This is a genomic window from Streptomyces sp. Pv4-95, from assembly GCF_045782725.1.
Classification (GTDB): domain Bacteria; phylum Actinomycetota; class Actinomycetes; order Streptomycetales; family Streptomycetaceae; genus Streptomyces.
Map to the genome: position 1 here is coordinate 5420777 of NZ_CP127172.1, position 18262 is coordinate 5439038.

The 18262-nt window shown below is 72.4% G+C and carries 13 protein-coding genes and 1 pseudogene; 9 read left to right on the forward strand and 5 right to left on the reverse strand.

The genetic code is table 11. The features are described from left to right. Positions 1–103 precede the first annotated feature (103 nt). The 5 genes and pseudogenes from QOM21_RS23700 to QOM21_RS23720 form a co-directional block, all read right to left on the reverse strand. A complete protein-coding gene (locus tag QOM21_RS23700; protein ID WP_407553012.1) occupies positions 104–310 on the reverse strand; it encodes a helix-turn-helix transcriptional regulator in 207 nt (68 codons plus the stop codon). A gap of 327 nt (positions 311–637) precedes the next feature. After that, the gene (locus QOM21_RS23705; RefSeq protein ID WP_407553014.1) at positions 638–2047 is read right to left on the reverse strand and encodes a sugar porter family MFS transporter; all 1410 of its coding nucleotides are present in this window, start codon (positions 2045–2047) and stop codon (positions 638–640) included. Positions 2048–2632: 585 nt separating this feature from the next. After that, positions 2633–3652 carry a Gfo/Idh/MocA family protein gene (locus QOM21_RS23710; RefSeq protein WP_407553016.1) on the reverse strand — a complete coding sequence of 340 codons (1020 nt, stop codon included), beginning with the start codon at positions 3650–3652 and terminating at the stop codon, positions 2633–2635. A 156-nt stretch (positions 3653–3808) separates the two neighbouring features. Beyond that, positions 3809–3982 (reverse strand): annotated as a pseudogene (locus QOM21_RS23715) (pentapeptide repeat-containing protein); the annotation flags it as partial. Between the two features lie 162 nt (positions 3983–4144). Continuing rightward, positions 4145–5065, reverse strand: a complete 921-nt coding sequence (locus QOM21_RS23720) for a sugar phosphate isomerase/epimerase family protein (protein WP_407553018.1) — start codon at positions 5063–5065, stop codon at positions 4145–4147. A 691-nt stretch (positions 5066–5756) separates the two neighbouring features. Between QOM21_RS23720 and iolC the strand changes: the two genes are divergently transcribed. The 9 genes from iolC to QOM21_RS23765 all read left to right on the forward strand — a co-directional run bounded on the left by iolC (position 5757) and on the right by QOM21_RS23765 (position 18063). Then, the gene (gene iolC / locus QOM21_RS23725) at positions 5757–6758 is read left to right on the forward strand and encodes a 5-dehydro-2-deoxygluconokinase (RefSeq protein ID WP_407553020.1); all 1002 of its coding nucleotides are present in this window, start codon (positions 5757–5759) and stop codon (positions 6756–6758) included. An 82-nt stretch (positions 6759–6840) separates the two neighbouring features. After that, positions 6841–7728: a deoxyribose-phosphate aldolase gene (locus tag QOM21_RS23730; RefSeq protein WP_407553021.1), complete on the forward strand. Its 888-nt coding sequence runs from the start codon at positions 6841–6843 to the stop codon at positions 7726–7728. Between the two features lie 59 nt (positions 7729–7787). Next, positions 7788–8681, forward strand: coding sequence for a 5-deoxy-glucuronate isomerase (gene iolB, locus QOM21_RS23735; protein ID WP_407553023.1), 894 nt, complete (start codon positions 7788–7790; stop codon positions 8679–8681). Next, the gene (iolD, locus tag QOM21_RS23740) at positions 8678–10606 is read left to right on the forward strand and encodes a 3D-(3,5/4)-trihydroxycyclohexane-1,2-dione acylhydrolase (decyclizing) (RefSeq protein WP_407553025.1); all 1929 of its coding nucleotides are present in this window, start codon (positions 8678–8680) and stop codon (positions 10604–10606) included. Before iolB ends, iolD begins: the two co-directional genes overlap by 4 nt. Before the next feature lie 36 nt (positions 10607–10642). Further along, a complete protein-coding gene (locus QOM21_RS23745) occupies positions 10643–12136 on the forward strand; it encodes a CoA-acylating methylmalonate-semialdehyde dehydrogenase (RefSeq protein ID WP_407553027.1) in 1494 nt (497 codons plus the stop codon). 218 nt (positions 12137–12354) lie between these two features. Then, complete coding sequence (locus QOM21_RS23750) at positions 12355–13500, forward strand: hypothetical protein (protein ID WP_407553029.1); 1146 nt, start codon at positions 12355–12357, stop codon at positions 13498–13500. A 234-nt stretch (positions 13501–13734) separates the two neighbouring features. After that, entirely contained in the window at positions 13735–14286 is a 552-nt protein-coding gene (locus QOM21_RS23755) for a GNAT family N-acetyltransferase (RefSeq protein WP_407553031.1), read from the forward strand. A gap of 160 nt (positions 14287–14446) precedes the next feature. Then, positions 14447–17182: an alpha/beta fold hydrolase gene (locus QOM21_RS23760; protein ID WP_407553033.1), complete on the forward strand. Its 2736-nt coding sequence runs from the start codon at positions 14447–14449 to the stop codon at positions 17180–17182. Next, positions 17179–18063 carry an ABC transporter permease gene (locus tag QOM21_RS23765; protein WP_407553035.1) on the forward strand — a complete coding sequence of 295 codons (885 nt, stop codon included), beginning with the start codon at positions 17179–17181 and terminating at the stop codon, positions 18061–18063. The genes QOM21_RS23760 and QOM21_RS23765 overlap by 4 nt, the downstream gene beginning before the upstream one ends. Positions 18064–18262 lie beyond the last annotated feature (199 nt).

Here is an 18262-nt window from a genome sequence, read left to right on the forward strand (position 1 = left end):
GAAGGGCCTGCCGCGCTCCCGGCGCACGTCGGCCCCACGCCGGGGAGGCGCGGGGCCGGTGACCGAGTCCTGCGGACCCGGGGACGGTGGGCGGTACGGCCGATCAGTCGGCCCGGTCCCGCCGGCCACGATGACCGGGCCTGCGCTCCACCCAGGCTCTGACGGTGTCGGCGAACCAGAACGGCTTGCCGCCCTCCACCAGGTCCGGCTCCGGCAACAGACCGTGCTTGCGGTACGAGCGCACGGTGTCCGGCTGCACCTGGATATGTGCGGCGATCTCCTTGTACGACCAGAGCCTCCGGTCGGTCATCTCTGCGCACCTCCTGAGAGCCGTACGCGGGGTCGGCCCGGGGGAGCCGGCGGGGACCGCGTACGGCGTGATGATCACTCACCCTTCGTCCGGAGAACGACAGCGGCCGGAGGGCGGGGAGGGGCTGTTGACGGCCTGTGACGAAAGGCTCGTGTAACGGTGACAGCCGTGACGGGGGCAGGACGCTGCGACGGTGTCCGAACCGGCTCCTGGGTCTGGGCGTCGGACTCCCAGGCCAGGCCAGGCCAGGGCTTTGGGCTCGGGGGCGGGGCTTTGGGATCGCGGGGCGGTCGCAGGGCGGTGGGCCACAACCGGAGTGACCAGCCATCAGTTTCCCCTGGCGGCGGTGCGCAGGGCATCCTCCAGCTCCTCCAGGGCCAGGCCCTTCGTCTCCGGCGCGTACCGCTTGCAGAACAGCAGGGACAGCACGCACATCACCCCGAACAGCCAGAAGGTGACGCCGGCGCCCACCGCGTCGAGCAGGACCGGGAAGGCCAGCGCCACGGCGAAGTTCACCAGCCACATCACGAACACCGCAGCCCCCATGGCCAGTCCGCGCACCCGCAGCGGGAACATCTCGGCGAGCAGCAACCAGACTCCCGTGTTGAGAGTCGCCTGCATGAAAGCCATGTAGAGCACCATCAGACCGAGCACCAGCACACTGACCCCGGTGGACGGCGGCAGCTGGAACGACGCGCCGAGCAGGGCCAGGGAGATCGCCATGCCGGCCAGCCCGCCGATGAGCAGCGGCCGCCGCCCGACCCGGTCGATCAGCGACATCCCCACCGCGGTCGCGAGAACCGAGACGGCACCGACGGCGATGGTCGCGGTGATCGAGGCATTGGTGCCCAGGCCCGTGGTGGCGAGGATCTTGGGCGCGAAGTAGATGACGGCATTGACGCCGGTGATCTGCTGGACGACGGCAAGACCGATGCCCACCAGCAGCAGCCGCCGCACCCAGGCAGTGCGCAGTTCCTGCCAGGCACCGCGACGGGCCTCGGCCTCCAGACCGCGGGCATGCGCGATGCGCGCCAGCTCATCGCCGACATCCTCCGCCGGCAAGGTGCGGCGCAGCACCGCGGCGGCGTCCTCCGGCCGGTCCTTGCTGATGTACCAGCGGGGGGTGTCGGGGAGGAAGAAGAGACCGACGAACAGCGCCACGGCGGGCAGCGCGGCAAGGCCCAGCATCCAGCGCCACGCTTCCCAGTGCGCCAGGACGGCGTTGACGAGGTACGCGAGCAGCTGACCGCTGACGATCATCAGCGAGTTGAAGGAGACCAGGCGCCCGCGGATGTGCGGAGGCGCGATCTCCGACAGATACAGCGGCGTGATGACCGAAGCGCTGCCCACGGCGAGGCCGAGGACGAACCGCGCCACCGCCATGAACGGCACGGTCGGAGCGAGTGCGACGGCCACGGCGCCGCCGATGAACACGGCACCGGCCCAGAGCAGGGACGCCCGGCGGCCCAGCGCGTCGGACATCCGGCCGCCGGCCAGCGAACCGAACGCGGCACCGATCAGCAGCGCGCTGGTGATGATCCCCTCGCCCAGAGAGGTGAGACCGAAGTGACTCTCCATGAAGGGCAGGGCGCCGGAGACCACTCCGGTGTCGTAGCCGAACAGGGCGCCGCCGAGGGCGGCGATGGCAGCGATGCCGACGATGAAGCGCTTGGCGCTGCGGGCAGGCACGCTCTCGCGCGGGCCCGCGTACGCCGTCCTGCTGGTCGGGGCGGCCATCGTCAGCTCCCGTTCGCCTTGGCACGGCGGTCGACGTCCAGGAGCCGGCGAACGCGCACCGGCGACCCCGGTGACGCGACGGTGCAGCGCAGGCCGGAGAAGAGGGGCACAGCACGGTCGAGGGCAACACACATGGAGCGAAGGGCCTTTCGGGTGGAACGGGAGACGTACGACGGCGGGTGGGGGCGGCGGGCGGAGTCAGGGACGGGGCCGTCAGGGCCGTCGGGTCGCGGGCGGCGCGGGTTGCCGAGCGGGGTGGGCTGGCGGGTGGTGCGGGGGCTGGGGATGGCGGAGGGGCGGGGACGGCTCGGGGCTCCGGGAGGGTGCGAGGTTGAGGGAGGGCCGCGGCTCCCAGGGGCCCGGGGGGCGCGGCTCCGGGAGGGGGCTTCCGGCGGCAGCGCGAGGGATGGGGAGGGCGTCCGGAAGCGTCCGGAACGGCCCGACCCCAGCTCCCCTCAGCGATTCGGCCCCAGCCCCCTCAGAGACAGGCGCTGACCGCCCGGACCGCCCGGACCGCCCGGACCGGCAGAATCGGCGGGCCCGCCCCGCCGCTCCCCTCCCTGCCCGCTCCGCCCTCGCCCCGCCTCAGCGATACAGCTCGGGCCGCTCGGTCAGCTCCACGGGCACGCGCTCGCCACTCGCCTGCGCGCGGACGCCGGCCTCGCAGACCACGGCCGCGGCGTAGCCGTCCCAGCAGCTGGGGCCCTCGACCTCGCCGCGCCGAGTGGCGTCCACCCAGCGCTGCACCTGCCGGTCGTACGCCTCCTCGAACCGCTCGACGAATCCGGGGGTGATGGCCCCGCCCCACTTGCCCGCCGTGTTCACGAACACGCCCCGGTCATCGCCGATACGGGCGGTGCCGCCCTCGCAGACCGCCTCGCAGCTGACCTGATAGCCGAAGCCGCAGTTGACGAACAGTTCGGTGTCCACGACCTGCCCGGCCGCGGTCTCGAAGAGAATCAGCTGCGGATCGCTGAGCCCCTCGGGAGCCTTGCCGGTGGGCGCCGGGCGCAGCACGCGGACCGCGGTGATCTCCTCCTCCAACAGCCAGCGGGTCACATCGATCTCGTGCACCACCGAGTCATGGATCATCATCGCGTTGGTGAAGCCGGGCGGTGTGTCGGCATTGCGGTGCTTGTTGTGGAGCATCAAGGGCCGGCCGTGGGCACCCTGCGCCAGCAGGGCCTTGAGGTGCAGGTAGTCGGTGTCGTAGCGCCGCATGAAGCCGACCTGTACGCGGCGGTGGCCCAACTGCTGCTCGGCGTGCAGGACCCGCAGCGCGGAGGCGGGGTCCGGCGTCAGCGGCTTCTCGCAGAGCACGGGCAGGTCCCGCGCGAACGCCTCCAGCAGGGCCGCCTCGTGGGCGGGGCCGGGCGAGGCGATCAGGACGGCGTCCACCCCGGGGTTGTCCATGGCGGCGGCCGGGTCGGTGTAGGCGCTACACCCCTCGATGCCGTCGGCGAGGTGCTTGACCCGGGCCGCGTCGATGTCGGCCACCGCCGCCACCCGGGCCCCGCTGATCACGTCGTTGATCCGGCGTACGTGGTCGGCGCCCATCCGGCCGGTGCCGATGACCGCAACGCCGAGGGTTCCGTGCGAAGTCATGTGGTCCTCAAGTCCGTAGGTGCTACAGCGTGTGATATATCCTGGGAACTGATTACTCTCCGTAATCGTTGCCGGGGTGTGAGGAGGTGCCGCGAGGCGAACGCACGACATGCGAACGCACGACATGCGAACGCGAGAGGGCTGAGTGAATGAGAGGCGAGCGCCCGAGAAGCGAGCGCCCGAGAAGCGAGCGCCCGAGAAGCGAGCGCCCGAGAAGCGAGCGCATGAAGTGCAGCCGCGTGAGGTGCGAACGATGCGGTCGCATCCGGTGCGGGCGCGTGAGGGTCGTAGGCGTGAGGGTCGGGCGCATGAGGTGAGAGTGCGTGAGATGCGAGCGTATGGGGTGCGGGCGCGCGCAAGGCGACGGTGCGAAGGGCGGGCCCCGCCGAGCGCCCGCCGAGCGCCTGCCTCCGCCCCAACTCACACCCCAACCCCCACCTCGACCCCCGCCCCAACTCACCCCTCCGGTTCATCCCTCAGGCCCTCCGCTGCTCAGGCCCCGCAGGAGCTGAGGAAGCGGCGGGTGCGCTGGGCGATGGGCAGGGGCTGGTCGGGCGGGCACGGGTACATGTCCTGCTCGACGATGGCGAAGAGGTCGACGTCCAGCTTCTGCGCGGCCTCCAGGACGGGCGGCAGGGCCGGTACGCCGAGCGGCGGCTCGCACATCACGCCCTGCTTGACGGCGGGCCCGAATGGCGTGCCCTTGGCGTGGACGTCGGCGAGGATCTCCGGGTCGACCTGCTTGAGGTGCAGGTAGCCGATCCGCTCGCCGTAGGTGCGGATCAGCTTGACGCTGTCGCCGCCGCAGTAGGCGTAATGGCCGGTGTCCAGGCAGAGGTTGACCAGGTCGGAGTCGGTGACGTGGAGGAGGCGCTCGACGTGCTCCTCGGTGTCGATGTGGGTGTCGGCGTGCGGGTGCACCATGATCTCCAGGCCGAACTCGTCCTGCACCCGCTTGCCCAGTCGCTCCATGCCGGTGGTCAGGTGCTTCCACTGCTCCACGGTCAGCTCGCGCGGCTCGATCTCCTCGGCGGTCTTGTCGTCCCGCCAGAAGGAGGGGATGACGACGAGGTGCTTGGCGCCCATCGCCTGCGTGAGGGTGGCCACCTCGTGAACATGCGCCCAGGTCTCGTCCCATACGGCGGGGCCCCTGTGCATCGAGGTGAAGATGGTGCCGGCGGAGACCTTCAGGTCGCGGCGGGCGATCTCCTCGTGGAGGACGGCGGGGTCGGTGGGCAGGTAGCCGTACGGGCCGAGTTCGATCCATTCGTATCCGGCCTGCGTCACCTCGTCGAGGAAGCGCTGCCAGGGGACCTGCTGCTCGTCGTCGGGGAACCACACGCCCCAGGAGTCGGGGGCGGAACCGACGCGAATACGGTCCAGAACGGGCGCAACGGCACGGGGTGCGGACATGCTGCGGCTCTCCTCTCGCCGGTCGGCGGTGACCGGGAGGCGCTGGTGGGGTCGTGGGGCTCAGCCTCTCTGCCGCCCCCACGAGTGTCAAGACTTCGTCCTGACATAAGGACTTAAGGACTTTGTGGCGCGGCGACGATGTCCGCCCGTGCCCTCGGGGTGGGCCGGGGGCACGGGCGGAGGGGGCTGTCCTCTCCGCTCCCGGCGCCGGTCCCCCCGCTCCGGAGTCAACCCCTCCGCTCTGGCTGCCCACTTCCCTGCGCCAGCGGGCCACCTCCTCGCTGTGGGCGCCCACTCCCGGCTCCGGGCGCCCGCCCCCAGTTCTCGACGCCCGCCCCCCCCAGCTCCAGCGCCCGCCCCAGTTCTCGACGCCCGCCCCAGCTCTCAGCGCCCGTCTCGCCGCTCCGCTCTCCGCTCCCGGCGTCCGTCTCTCCGCCCCCCCGCTCCCGACGTCCGCCTCCTCCCCGCCCCAGGGCCGCCGACCCAACCCCACTCAACGGCGCCCCCTCTCCCCACCTCCCCTCCCCGTACCCCCCTTCCGCAGCCCCGCCCGCCGCGCCTGCCCCGTCGACTCCTCGCCCCGACGTCATAATGTAAGGACAAACTGTTGACAGGGTCTGATTCTGCCGGTTAGACCTGTGCGCAGAGCCGAACCGCCGACCCGCCGCGGCGGCCGACCGAAGGGGCGCACATGACCGAGCCGTACGACCTGATCACCATGGGCCGCATCGGGGTGGACATCTACCCGCTGCAGACCGGCGTGCCGCTGGCCCAGGTCGAGACCTTCGGGAAGTTCCTCGGCGGCTCCGCCACCAATGTCGCGGTCGCCGCCGCCCGGCTCGGCCGCCGCTCCGCCGTCATCAGCCGGACCGGGCGGGATCCGTTCGGCGACTACATCCACCAGGCCCTGCGCGACTTCGGCGTGGACGACCGCTGGGTGACACCGGTGGACAGCTACCCGACGCCGGTCACCTTCTGCGAGATCTTCCCGCCGGACGACTTCCCGCTCTACTTCTACCGCCGCCCCAAGGCCCCCGATCTGGTCATCCACCCCGAGGAAATCGACCACGACGCCCTGCGCGCCGCGCGGATCTTCTGGATGACCGGCACCGGGCTCTGCGAGGAGCCCAGCCGCGGTGCCACCCTCGCCGCACTCCGGGCCCGCGCCGCTTCCCCGGACGCGGGCGCCACCGTCTTCGACCTCGACTGGCGGCCGATGTTCTGGGGCGGCGAGGGCGGCGCCTCCAAGGACGGCGGCGCGTCCGGCGCCGCCGCCATGGCCGCCGCCCGCCCGCACTACGAAGAGGCCCTCCGGTACGCCACGGTCGCCGTCGGCAACGTCGACGAGGCCGAGGTCGCCACCGGGCTGCGCGACCCCAAGGCGTGCGCCCACGCGCTCCTGGACAGGGGCGTCGAACTCGCCGTCGTCAAACAGGGCCCCAAGGGCGTCCTCGCCGTGCACCGCGACGGCCGCAGCGCCGAGGTCCCGCCCACCCCGGTCGAGGTCGTCAACGGCCTGGGTGCCGGCGACTCCTTCGGCGGCGCGCTCTGCCACGGCCTGCTGAGCGGCTGGGAACTGGAGCCGATGATGCGCTACGCCAACGCCGCCGGCGCCCTCGTCGCCGGCCGGCTCGCCTGCTCCTCCGCGATGCCGACGGCCGACGAGGTCGAGACCTTCCTCGCCGGCCGGTGACAGCCGTGGCCCCGGCCGCCGCCCTCCCGGCGGTCCACCCCCACCCCGCCACACCTGTGCGCCCAAGAAGGTGAGTAACCCCTTGACCCCTCGGATCAGTGACCTCGCGACGCTGCGGGCCCGCCACCCCGAAGCCGTCGCGGAGGCCGCCGCCCGCCGCACCCGCCGCCCCCTCATAGGCGACAGCGGCCGGCTGATGATCGTCGCCGCCGACCACCCGGCACGCGGCGCGCTCGCCGTCGGAGACCGGCAGCTCGCCATGGCCAACCGCCTGGACCTGCTCGAACGCCTCGTCCTCGCGCTGTCCAGGCCAGGAGTGGACGGTGTCCTCGCCACCGCCGACATCCTGGAGGACCTGTTGCTCCTGGGCGCCCTCGAACGCAAGGTCGTCATGGGCTCGATGAACCGCGGCGGCCTCGCCGGCGCCGCCTTCGAGATGGACGACCGCTTCACCGGCCACCGTCCCCAGGACCTCGCCCGGCTGCGCTTCGACGCCGGCAAACTCCTGCTGCGCATCGACTACTCCGACCCCGGTTCGCTGGACACCCTGGAGGCCACCGCGCGCACCATCGACGCGATGGCCGAGCGGGAACTGCCCACCTTCGTCGAGCCGTTCCTCAGCCGCCGCGTCGACGGCCGGGTCCGCAACGACCTCGGCGCCGAGGCCGTCACCCGCTCGGTGGCCATCGCCTCCGGCCTCGGCGGCACCTCCGCCTACACCTGGCTGAAGCTGCCGGTCACCGACGACCCCGACGCCATGGCCCGGGTCTGCGAGACCTCGACGCTGCCGACCGTGCTGCTCGGCGGCGACATCGGCACCACCGTCCGGGACCAGGAAGCCGCGTACGAGAAGTGGCGCAAGGCGCTGCGGCTGCCGACCGTGCAGGGGCTGGTCGTGGGCCGCTCGCTGCTCTACCCGGCGGACGGCGATGTCGCGGCCGCGGTGGACACCGCCGTCGGCCTGTTGTGAGGCCCCACCGGCACGGCGAAAACGCAGGAAAAGCCGCCATCGCGCAGGAGACTTGAGATATGAGCTGTGACTTCCATCTGACGGCCGACGACGCGGCGCGAGGCCCCTACGCCCTCGACATCGACCCCGAGCGGGCAGGCTGGGGCCACTCCTCGCTGCGCGTCCTCGACCTGCCGCCCGGCGGCCGGCACGACTTCGCCACCGGCGACAGCGAATGGATCGTGCTGCCCCTGTCCGGCGGCTGCACCGTCCGCACCGGAACCGGCGAGACGTTCGAACTGACCGGCCGGGAAAGCGTCTTCAGCGGCGTCACCGACTTCGCGTACGTACCCCGCGACGCGCAGGTCCGGCTGACCACCGACGCCGGCGGCCGCTTCGCGCTCACCGGAGCCCGCTGCACCCGCGGCCTGCCCGCCCGCTACGGCCCCGCGAGCGATGTCCCCGTCGAACTGCGCGGCACCGGCAACTGCTCCCGCCAGGTCAACAACTTCGGCGCGGCGGGCGTCTTCGAATGCGACAAGCTCATCGCCGTCGAGGTGCTCACCCCCGGCGGCAACTGGTCGTCCTATCCGCCGCACAAGCACGACACCTGCCGGCCAGGAGAGGAGTCCGAGCTGGAGGAGATCTACTACTTCGAGATCGCCGCCGCGCACGGCACCGAAGGCGTCGGCTACCAGCGCGTCACCCCCTCCGGCCGTGGCCGCGGCACCGACGTCCTCGCCGAGGTCCGCGGCGGCGACGCCGTGCTCATCCCGGACGGCTGGCACGGCCCGTCCATCGCCGCGCCCGGCCACACGATGTACTACCTCAACGTCATGGCCGGTCCCGGCGAGACCCGCGAGTGGCTGATCTGCGACCACCCCGACCACGGCTGGATCCGCGGCACCTGGCCCGACCAGCCCGTCGACCCCCGCCTCCCCCTCTACGCAGCGCCCGCAGGAGACGCCCGATGACCGCCACCACGCCCCCGCCCGGCACCCGACGCCTGACCGTGGCCCAGGCCCTGGTGGAGTTCCTCGCCCACCAGTACACCGAGCGCGACGGCCGCAGGCACCGCCTGATCAACGCGTGCTGGGGCATTTTCGGCCACGGCAACGTCGCCGGCATCGGACAGGCCCTCCTGGAGTCCCGGGCGGCGTCGCCCCGGGGCACCACCCCCGAACCGCCGGGCCTGCCCTACCTCCAGGGCCGCAACGAACAGGCCATGGTGCACGCCGCCGTCGGCTACGCCCGGCAGTGCGACCGGCTCTCCGCCCACGCCGTCACCACCTCCATCGGGCCCGGCGCGACCAACCTCGTCACCGGCGCCGCCCTCGCCACCGTCAACCGCCTCCCCGTCCTGCTGCTGCCCGGCGACAGCTTCGCGACCCGACGCGCCGACCCCGTCCTCCAGCAGCTCGAAGTGCCCTACGCGGGCGATGTGTCGGTCAACGACGCGCTGCGCCCGGTCTCCCGGTTCTTCGACCGCGTCGCCCGTCCCGAGGCCCTGATCCCCGCCGCCCTCCAGGCGATGCGGGTGCTCGCCGACCCCGTCGAGACCGGTGCCGTCACCCTCGCCCTGCCGCAGGACGTCCAGGCGGAGGCGTACGACTGGCCGGAGGAGTTCTTCGCCGACCGTGTGTGGCGCGTCCCCCGTCCCGCCCCGGACCCGGCGGCCCTCGCCGACGCCGTCCGGGCGATCCGCGACGCCCGCAGGCCGCTGCTCATCGCGGGCGGCGGCATCCACCACAGCGAGGCCGAGGACGCGCTGCGCGCCTTCGCCGACAGCACCGGCATCCCCGTCGCGGCCACCCAGGCGGGCAAGGGCGCGCTGCGCCACGATCACCACGCCGACGTCGGCGGCATCGGCCACACCGGCACCGCGACCGCCGACGGCCTGGCCCGCGAGGCCGACCTGGTCATCGGTGCCGGCACCCGCTACACCGACTTCACCACCGCCTCCGGCACCCTCTTCGCCGCACCCGGCGTGCGCTTCGTCAACCTCAACATCGCCTCCTTCGACTCCCACAAGCTCGGCGCCCTGTCCCTCGTCGCCGACGCCCGCACCGGACTCGAAGCCCTTACCGCGGAGCTCGCCGGCCATCGCGTCGACCCGGCGTACGAGGCGGCCTACACCGCCGCCAAGACCGAGTGGGAGACCCGCGTCGACGCCGCCTACGCCGCGGACGACGAGAGGGCCCGCCCCTCCCAGACCCAGGTCCTCGGCGCCCTCGACGCCGTCGTCGACGACACCGACATCGTGCTCAACGCCGCCGGCTCCCTCCCCGGTGACCTGCACAAACTCTGGCGCGCACGGTCCCGCAGGCAGTACCACCTCGAATACGGCTACTCCTGCATGGGCTACGAGATCCCGGCCGCGATCGGCGTCCGGCTCGCCGCCCCCGACCGGCCGGTGTGGGCGCTGGTCGGCGACGGTACATATCTGATGAACCCCACCGAGATCGTCACCGCGGTACAGGAGGGACTGAACATCAACATCGTTCTCGTCCAGAACCACGGCTACGCCTCGATCGGCGGGCTCTCCCGGGCGACCGGGGGCGAGCGGTTCGGCACCGACTACCGCTTCCGGGCCGAGGACGGCACGTACACCGGGCCGCCGCTGCCCGTCGATCTCGCCGCCAACGCCGCCTCGCTGGGCATGCACGTCCTGCGTGCCGACACCGTCGGTGAGCTGCGCGCCGCGCTCGCCGAGGCGCGTACCGCGAACCGGCCCACATGTGTCTATGTCGAGACCGAAACGGCTGACACTGTGCCGGGCGCGCCGGACGCTCAGGCCTGGTGGGATGTTCCTGTTGCCGAGACCGCGACGCGTCCGGCGGCGGTCGCCGCCCGCGAGGTGTACGACCGGCATGCCGCAGGACGCCGCCGCCACCTCTGACCTCAGCTCGTTGTTGTCACCAGAAAGGTCCCCCGCATGAAGACCATCAGCCACTGGATCGGCGGCAAGCCCGTCGAGGGCGTCTCCGGCAACTTCGGCCCGGTCTACAACCCGGCCACGGGTGCCCAGGAGAAGCAGGTCGCCTTCGCCTCGGTGGACGAGGTCGACGCCGCCGTGACCGCCGCCAGGGAAGCGTTCCGCACCTGGGGCACCAGCTCGCTGGCCAAGCGCACCTCGGTGCTGTTCAAGTACCGCGAGCTGGTCGACGCGCACCGCGACGAGATCGCCGCGCTGATCACCGCCGAGCACGGCAAGGTGCACTCCGACGCGCTCGGTGAGGTCGCCCGCGGCCTGGAGATCATCGAGCTGGCCTGCGGCATCCCGGAGAAGCTCAAGGGGGAGCTGTCCACCCAGGTCTCCACCCGCGTCGATGTCTCCTCGATCCGCCAGTCCCTGGGCGTGGTCGCCGGCATCACGCCGTTCAACTTCCCGGCGATGGTGCCGATGTGGATGTTCCCGCTGGCCGTCGCCTGCGGTAACACCTTCATCCTGAAGCCGAGCGAGAAGGTGCCCAGCGCCGCCCTCAAGCTCGCCGAGCTTGCCGCCGAGGCCGGTCTGCCCGACGGTGTGCTGAACGTCGTCAACGGCGACAAGGTGGCGGTCGACGCGATCCTGGAGCACCCGGGCATCGCCGCCGTCTCGTTCGTCGGCTCCACCCCCATCGCCCGCTACATCCACACCACCGGCACCGCCAACGGCAAGCGTGTCCAGGCGCTGGGCGGCGCCAAGAACCACATGCTGGTGCTGCCGGACGCGGACCTCGACCTGGCCGCCGACTCCGCGATCAACGCGGCGTACGGCTCGGCCGGTGAGCGCTGCATGGCGATCTCCGTGGTCGTCGCGGTGGGTGACACCGCCGACCCGCTGATCGGCAAGATCAAGGAGCGCGCCGACAAGCTGCGGATCGGCCCCGGCGACGACCCGGCCTCCGAGATGGGCCCGCTGATCACCAAGGTCCACCGCGACAAGGTCGCCTCGTACGTCGAGGGCGCCGCGGCGCAGGGCGCCGATGTCGTCATCGACGGCACCGGCTACACCGTCGAGGGCTACGAGGACGGCCACTGGATCGGCGTCTCGCTGCTGGACAACGTCACCCCCGAGATGGACGCCTACCGCGACGAGATCTTCGGCCCGGTGCTGTCCGTCGTCCGCGTCGAGACCTACGACGACGCCATCGCCCTGATGAACGCCTCGCCCTGGGGCAACGGCACCGCGATCTTCACCCGGGACGGCGGCGCGGCCCGCCGCTTCCAGCTGGAGGTCGAGGCCGGCATGGTCGGCGTGAACGTGCCGATCCCGGTCCCCGTCGGCTACCACTCCTTCGGTGGCTGGAAGGACTCGCTCTTCGGCGACCACCACATCTACGGCAACGACGGTGTGCACTTCTACACCCGCGGAAAGGTCGTCACCACTCGCTGGCCCGACCCGTCCGACGGCGGCATCAACCTCGGTTTCCCCAGCAACCACTGACGCCGCGGCGCCCCGTCGCCCCGTCCCGTCGACCGGCCGGCCGCCGCCGGTCGGTCGACGGCCGAACCCCCTGCAGGCCGTCCGCCGGCAGGGGGTTCGTGCTGTCCGCACGGGCAGGGCGGCGCGGGTTTTCCCGCACCGATCCGGGGGGCTGGCGTGACCGAAAACGATTGCTACCGTGCTTCTTCGCGGACACACGGAATTCAACGGGGGGCAAAATGCCACGAAGTATGGCGCTGACCAAGGGCGCGCGGATCACCGGCGGGGCGTTCTGCCTGCTGTTCTTCCTCTACACCGCCTACTGGCTGGCAATCGACGTCGACGCGTTCGGGCTGGACGGCCTCTTCGACATATGGACCGGTGGGCGCGGGGGCGGTCGTGACCAGGTCACCATCCCCTTCCACCTCGGCCTGGCCGTCGTCCAGCTGGCCGCGGCCTGGGCGGCGTTCGCCGGGCTGCGGACGGCCGGCGGTCTGCTCGCCGTCGCCGGGACCTTCACCTTCGTGATGTCCCTGCAGGCCATCGCGAGTACGGGCAGCGCCACCGACTCGAACCGCTGGTTCCTCATCCCCTTCGAGCAGGACTCCTCGACGTTCTCAGGTGTCTTCCTCAGCGCGTTGTGCCTGGTTCCGCTGTCCCTCGCGGCGTGCGTCGTGCTGCTGGCCGGGATGCGTTCCTGGCCGCGTCCGCGTCCCAGTCAGCCGCCGATGCGTCCCGCCAAGGTGCCCGGTACGTTCGCGGGGCTGATCCTCGGCGCGATGGTGCTGCTGTATGTGGCCTGGAACGTCTACTGGCTGGTGGAGAACGGGTTCGGCTCGGCCGACGTGTTCTACCTCGGCACGGGCATTCTCACCTCCCTGCTGGATCTGTCGCCCGGCCTGTACTACCTGACCCTCATCGGGCTGAGTGCCGCGGCCGCCCTGAGCTGCCTGGCGCGCGGCGGTGCGGCCCGTGGCCTCGCCATGGGCCTTGCGACGCTGCTGCTGCCGAACGCCCTGCTGAGTGTCGTCGGGATGGCCAACCGCGGCACGCTCTTCGAATTCGGCAACGTCAACCCGGGCTTCTCGGTTCTCGTACACCTCAGCCTGGTGCTGTCCCTGTTCGGCTCGCTCGCGCTCTTCGCCCTGATGGGCCGCGGTGAGCCGGTCGCCCCGGGCTGGCACCCCCCGGTCCCGGCCCCGCAGTTCGGCGTTCCCGGCATGATGCCGCCCGGCCCGCAGGGCCCGCCGCCCGCCGGCTGGCAGCAGCCCGGACCGCCGATGCCGCAGCAGGGTCCCCCGATGCCCCCGCCCGGCAGCCCGCCGCCGATGCCGCCGGGCAACCCGCCCGCCCCGCAGGGTGGTTTCGGGCCGCCGCAGTACTGACCGGCGTACGGCCGCCGCCCCGTGAGCGGGCGGCGGCTGCGCCGATCGCGTCGTTCGACGCCCCCGCGGGCCCGCCGGTTGGTAGCCTGCGCATGCGCCCGAGAGGGGCAATCACCCCTGCGACAAGGGAGGTTGATGAATATGGCCCGCCACGAGCCTCATCAGCATGCCCTTGTCCGGGTCGCCTGACGAAGAGCGCGACCCGGTCGTTTCACCGACGACCAGGAGTGTCGAGTGTCTTCCCTTTCTTCCCCCTCTTCCCCCTCTTCTTCTCCTTTCTCCGCTGCCCCGACCGGCGCGGACCTGACCACCGATCGGCTCGTGCTGCGGACGTGGCCCGCGGACGAGGTCGCCGCGGTGCTCGGTGACGAGCGCAGGACCCACTGGGCGGCGGACTTCCCCGCCGACGGTGACCGCGCCATCGCCGGCTACATGGCCGAACGGCCGGACGCGCTGGGCGTGTACGGCCAGCGGCAGGTCATCGAGCGCGACAGCGGCCTGGTGGTCGGCGCGATCGGCCTGTTCTGGCCGCCCGTCGACGGCTGCCTGGAGTTCGGGTACGGGATCGTCCCCTCCCGGCAGGGCCGCGGCTACGCCACCGAGGCGGCCCGCGCCGTCGTCGAGTTCGCCCTCACGGCCCCGGGGGTGCACACCGTCGGAGCCGGCGTGGAGCTGCCCAACCCGGCATCCGCGCGGGTGCTGGAGAAGGTCGGCCTGGAGTGCTTGAGCAGCGACGGCGCCGTGGCCCGCTTCGGCACCACGGCACCCGAGCCGGCCCAGAGGTAGCGCCACAGGGCCGGCGGCGGGCACACCGACGCCGGCCCGCGCCACAAGTGGCGTGTACCACAGGCGCGGTACGGCCCCCCGGTATCTACTTCGCCGGGAGGTGGTGAGGTTCACCCCACGGGGCGGGCCGCGGCCACCGGGCCGTACCTAGGATTCATATATGGATCTCCCACTTCGCCGCGGTCCGCGGGCCGCTTCCGGCATGCGCCGGAAGCGGCTCTGTGCGACCGGGGCCGCCCTGGCGGTACTCATAGGGGGCGGCACCTGGGCCGCCGCCTCCTCGGACGCCGCACCCGCAGTGCACCGCGAGGACCGGGCCATGGCGATGCCCGAAAAGCCGGGCAGTGAGAAGAAGGTCCGGATCGACACGTCCTTCTTCACCTCCGACAGCACCAGTGGGCGGCGACCTGCGGTGCTGCTCTCCCACGGCTTCGGCGGCAGCAAGAACGACGTCCGTGCGCAGGCCGAGCAGCTGGCCCGGGACGGCTACGCGGTCATGACCTGGTCCGCGCGCGGCTTCGGCAAGTCGACCGGGAAGATCGGGCTGAACGACCCGGACGGTGAGGTCGCCGACGCCCGCCGGCTGATCGACTGGCTCGCCCAGCGGCCCGAGGTGAAGCTCGACAAGGCCGGCGACCCCCGGGTGGGCATGGCCGGTGGGTCCTACGCCGGCGCGATCTCGCTGCTGACGGCCGGCCACGACCCGCGGGTCGACGCCATCGCCCCGCAGATCACGTACTGGAACCTCGCCGACGCCCTGTTCCCCCACGGCGTCTTCAAGAAGCTGTGGGCCGGGATCTTCTTCACCACCGGCGAGGCGGGCAGCCCCACCGGGGCGCCGGGCGCCGCGCCCACCGCGCCCTCGGACACCGGCTGCCAGAAGTTCGAGGCGGAGCTCTGCGAGATGTACCAGCGGGTCGCCGTCGCCGGAAAGCCGGACGCGGCGGCCGAGAAGCTCCTGGAGGCCCGCAGCCCGTCCGCCGTCGGCGACCGCATCAAGGTGCCGACCCTGATCATGCAGGGCCAGACCGACTCCCTCTTCCCGCTGGACAACGCCGACAAGATCCAGAAGGCGGTGCGCAAGAACGGCGCGCCGGTCGACGTCGACTGGATCTCGGGCGGGCACGACGGCGGGGACCGCGAGATGCCCCGGCTCGAAGCCCGCACCAAGACGTGGTTCGACCGGTATCTGAAGAACGACAGGAGCGTCGACACCGGGCCCGCGTTCCGGGTCAGCCGCAGCGGGGGAGTGGACTCCACCGACGGCGCCGTGCGGCTGCGCGGCGCGAGCGGTGACCGCTACACCGGGCTGGACAACGACCCTCGGCGGGTGCGGCTCGCCGGGCGCGAGCAGCGCTTCGGCAACCCGGCCGGTGCCGGGCCGCCCGCCATCTCCGCGGTGCCCGGCGTCGGTGCCCTCGGCAACTTCTCGTCGCTGGGCGCCGGCGGCCTGTCCCTCGACTTCCCCGGCCAGTTCGCGCACTTCGACTCGGCGCCGCTGCGCAGCTCCACGCACCTCACCGGCAGCCCCACCGCCACCGTCGACGTCCGCTCCACCTCCTCCGACGCGGTGTTCTTCGCCAAGCTCTACGACGTCGCGCCCGACGGAAGCCGGCAGGTGCTGCCGTCCCAGCTCGTCACGCCGTACCGCGTCAAGGACGCCAAGGACGGCGAGCGGGTCCGGCTGCGGCTGCCCGCCGTCGACCACGACTTCGCGGCCGGCCACCGGATGCGGCTGGTGCTCGCCGCCACCGACCTGGCCTACGCCTCACCGGACAAGCCCGCGACGTACACGGTCTCGCTGCACGGCGGCGGCCTCGATGTGCCCACCGCCCCCCAGGTGCGCAGCGCGGCAGCCCCGCTGCCCGCCTGGACCTGGGGCCTGCCCACCGGTGCCGCGGTCGTCGCCGCGCTGCTGCTGCTCACCGCACGGCGCCGGACCTCGGCCCCGGCGCCCGACCCGGCGCTCGCAGACGTCCCGCTGCAGATCACCGACCTCGGCAAGCGCTATGCCAAGTCCGCCGACCGGTATGCCGTACGCGACCTGTCCTTCCGTGTGGAGCAGGGCCAGGTGCTGGGCCTGCTGGGACCCAACGGGGCGGGTAAGACCACCACCCTGCGGATGCTGATGGGCCTCATCCGGCCCGACGACGGCGAGATCCGGATCTTCGGCCACGCCATCCGGCCGGGCGCGCCGGTGCTCTCCCGGGTCGGCGCGTTCGTCGAGGGCGCGGGCTTCCTGCCACACCTCTCGGGCCGCGCCAACCTCGATCTGTACTGGCAGGCCACCGGCCGGCCCGCCGCCGACGCGCACATCGAGGAGGCCCTGGAGATCGCCGGTCTCGGCGACGCGCTGCAACGCGCGGTGCGCACCTACTCCCAGGGGATGCGGCAGCGCCTGGCCATCGCGCAGGCGATGCTGGGCCTGCCGGATCTGCTGATCCTCGACGAGCCGACCAACGGTCTCGACCCGCCGCAGATCCGCGAGATGCGCGACGTGATGATCCGTTACGCCGCCGCCGGACGCACGGTCATCGTCTCCAGCCATCTGCTGTCGGAGGTCGAACAGACCTGTACGCACCTGGTCGTCATGGACCGCGGCCGGCTCGTCCAGGCGGGCCCGGTCACCGAGATCGTCGGCTCCGGCGACACGCTGCTGGTGGGCGTCGCGGGCACCGAGCCGCTCTCCGACGCCCTGGTGGAGAAGGCCGACGCGCTTCCCGGGGTCGTCTCCGCCGTCCGTGCCGAGGAGGGACTGCTGATCCGCCTCGCCGACCCGGCCGGTACGCCCGAGCTGCTCGCCGACCTCATCCGGCTGGAGATCCCCGTCGACCGCGTCGGCCCGCACCGCCGCCTGGAAGACGCCTTCCTCACCCTGATCGCAGGTGACCGATGACCGCCCCCGCCACATCCGCACCGCCGGAGCCCTCGGCGGCCTCCGCGCCCGGCTACCGCGCGCGCCGCACCCTCCCGCTGCGCGTCGAGGCGATGCGCCAGCTCAAGCGGCGCCGCACGTTGGTGATCGCCGCGATCCTCACCCTGCTGCCGTTCGTGCTGGTGGCGGCGTTCGCGATCGGTGGCGACCCGAGCAGCCGCGGCAACGGCCGGGTCACCCTGATGGACACCGCCACCGCCTCGGGCGGCAACTTCGCCGCCACCGTCCTCTTCGTCTCGGCGGGCTTCCTGCTGGTCGTGCCGGTGGCCCTGTTCTGCGGGGACACCGTCGCCTCGGAGGCGAGCTGGTCCTCGCTGCGCTATCTGCTCGCCGCGCCCGTCCCGCGGGCCCGGCTGCTGCTGAGCAAGCTCACCGTCGGGCTGCTGTTCAGCGCCGCCGCGATGGTGCTGCTGCCGCTGGTCGCGCTCGCCGTGGGCGCCGCCGCGTACGGCTGGGGCCCGCTGCAACTGCCCACCGGGGGCGCGCTGTCGGCGGGCGACGCGGTGCCGCGGCTGGCGGTCGTGGTCGGCTACCTCTTCGTCAGCCAGCTGGTCACCGCGGCCCTGGCGTTCTGGCTGTCGACGGTGACCGACGCACCGCTCGGCGCGGTCGGCGGCGCCGTCGGGCTGACCATCGTGGGCAATGTCCTCGACCAGGTCACCGCCCTCGACACCTGGCGCAACGTACTGCCCGCCCACTGGCAGTACTCCTGGGCGGACGCGCTGCAGCCCCATATGGAGTGGTCGGGGATGATCCAGGGCTCGGCGGTCTCGGTGTCGTACGCGCTGGTGCTGTTCGCGCTGGCGTTCCGGGGCTTCGCGAAGAAGGACGTGGTGTCGTAGGGAGCGTCGCTCCAGGGACCTTGTGGCCCGGGCCACGCGTCCCGTGTCCGGGAGGCCGGGGCGGATTCGGTCCGCGGGGCCGGGGAGTCGAACCGAACGGGTCCGACTCCCCGGCCCCGCGCCGCAACCATTCGGCGTGGCCGGATGTCTCACTCACCGAAGCCCGGTTCCTGCGCAGAAGCGCTCTTGATGGCGACAA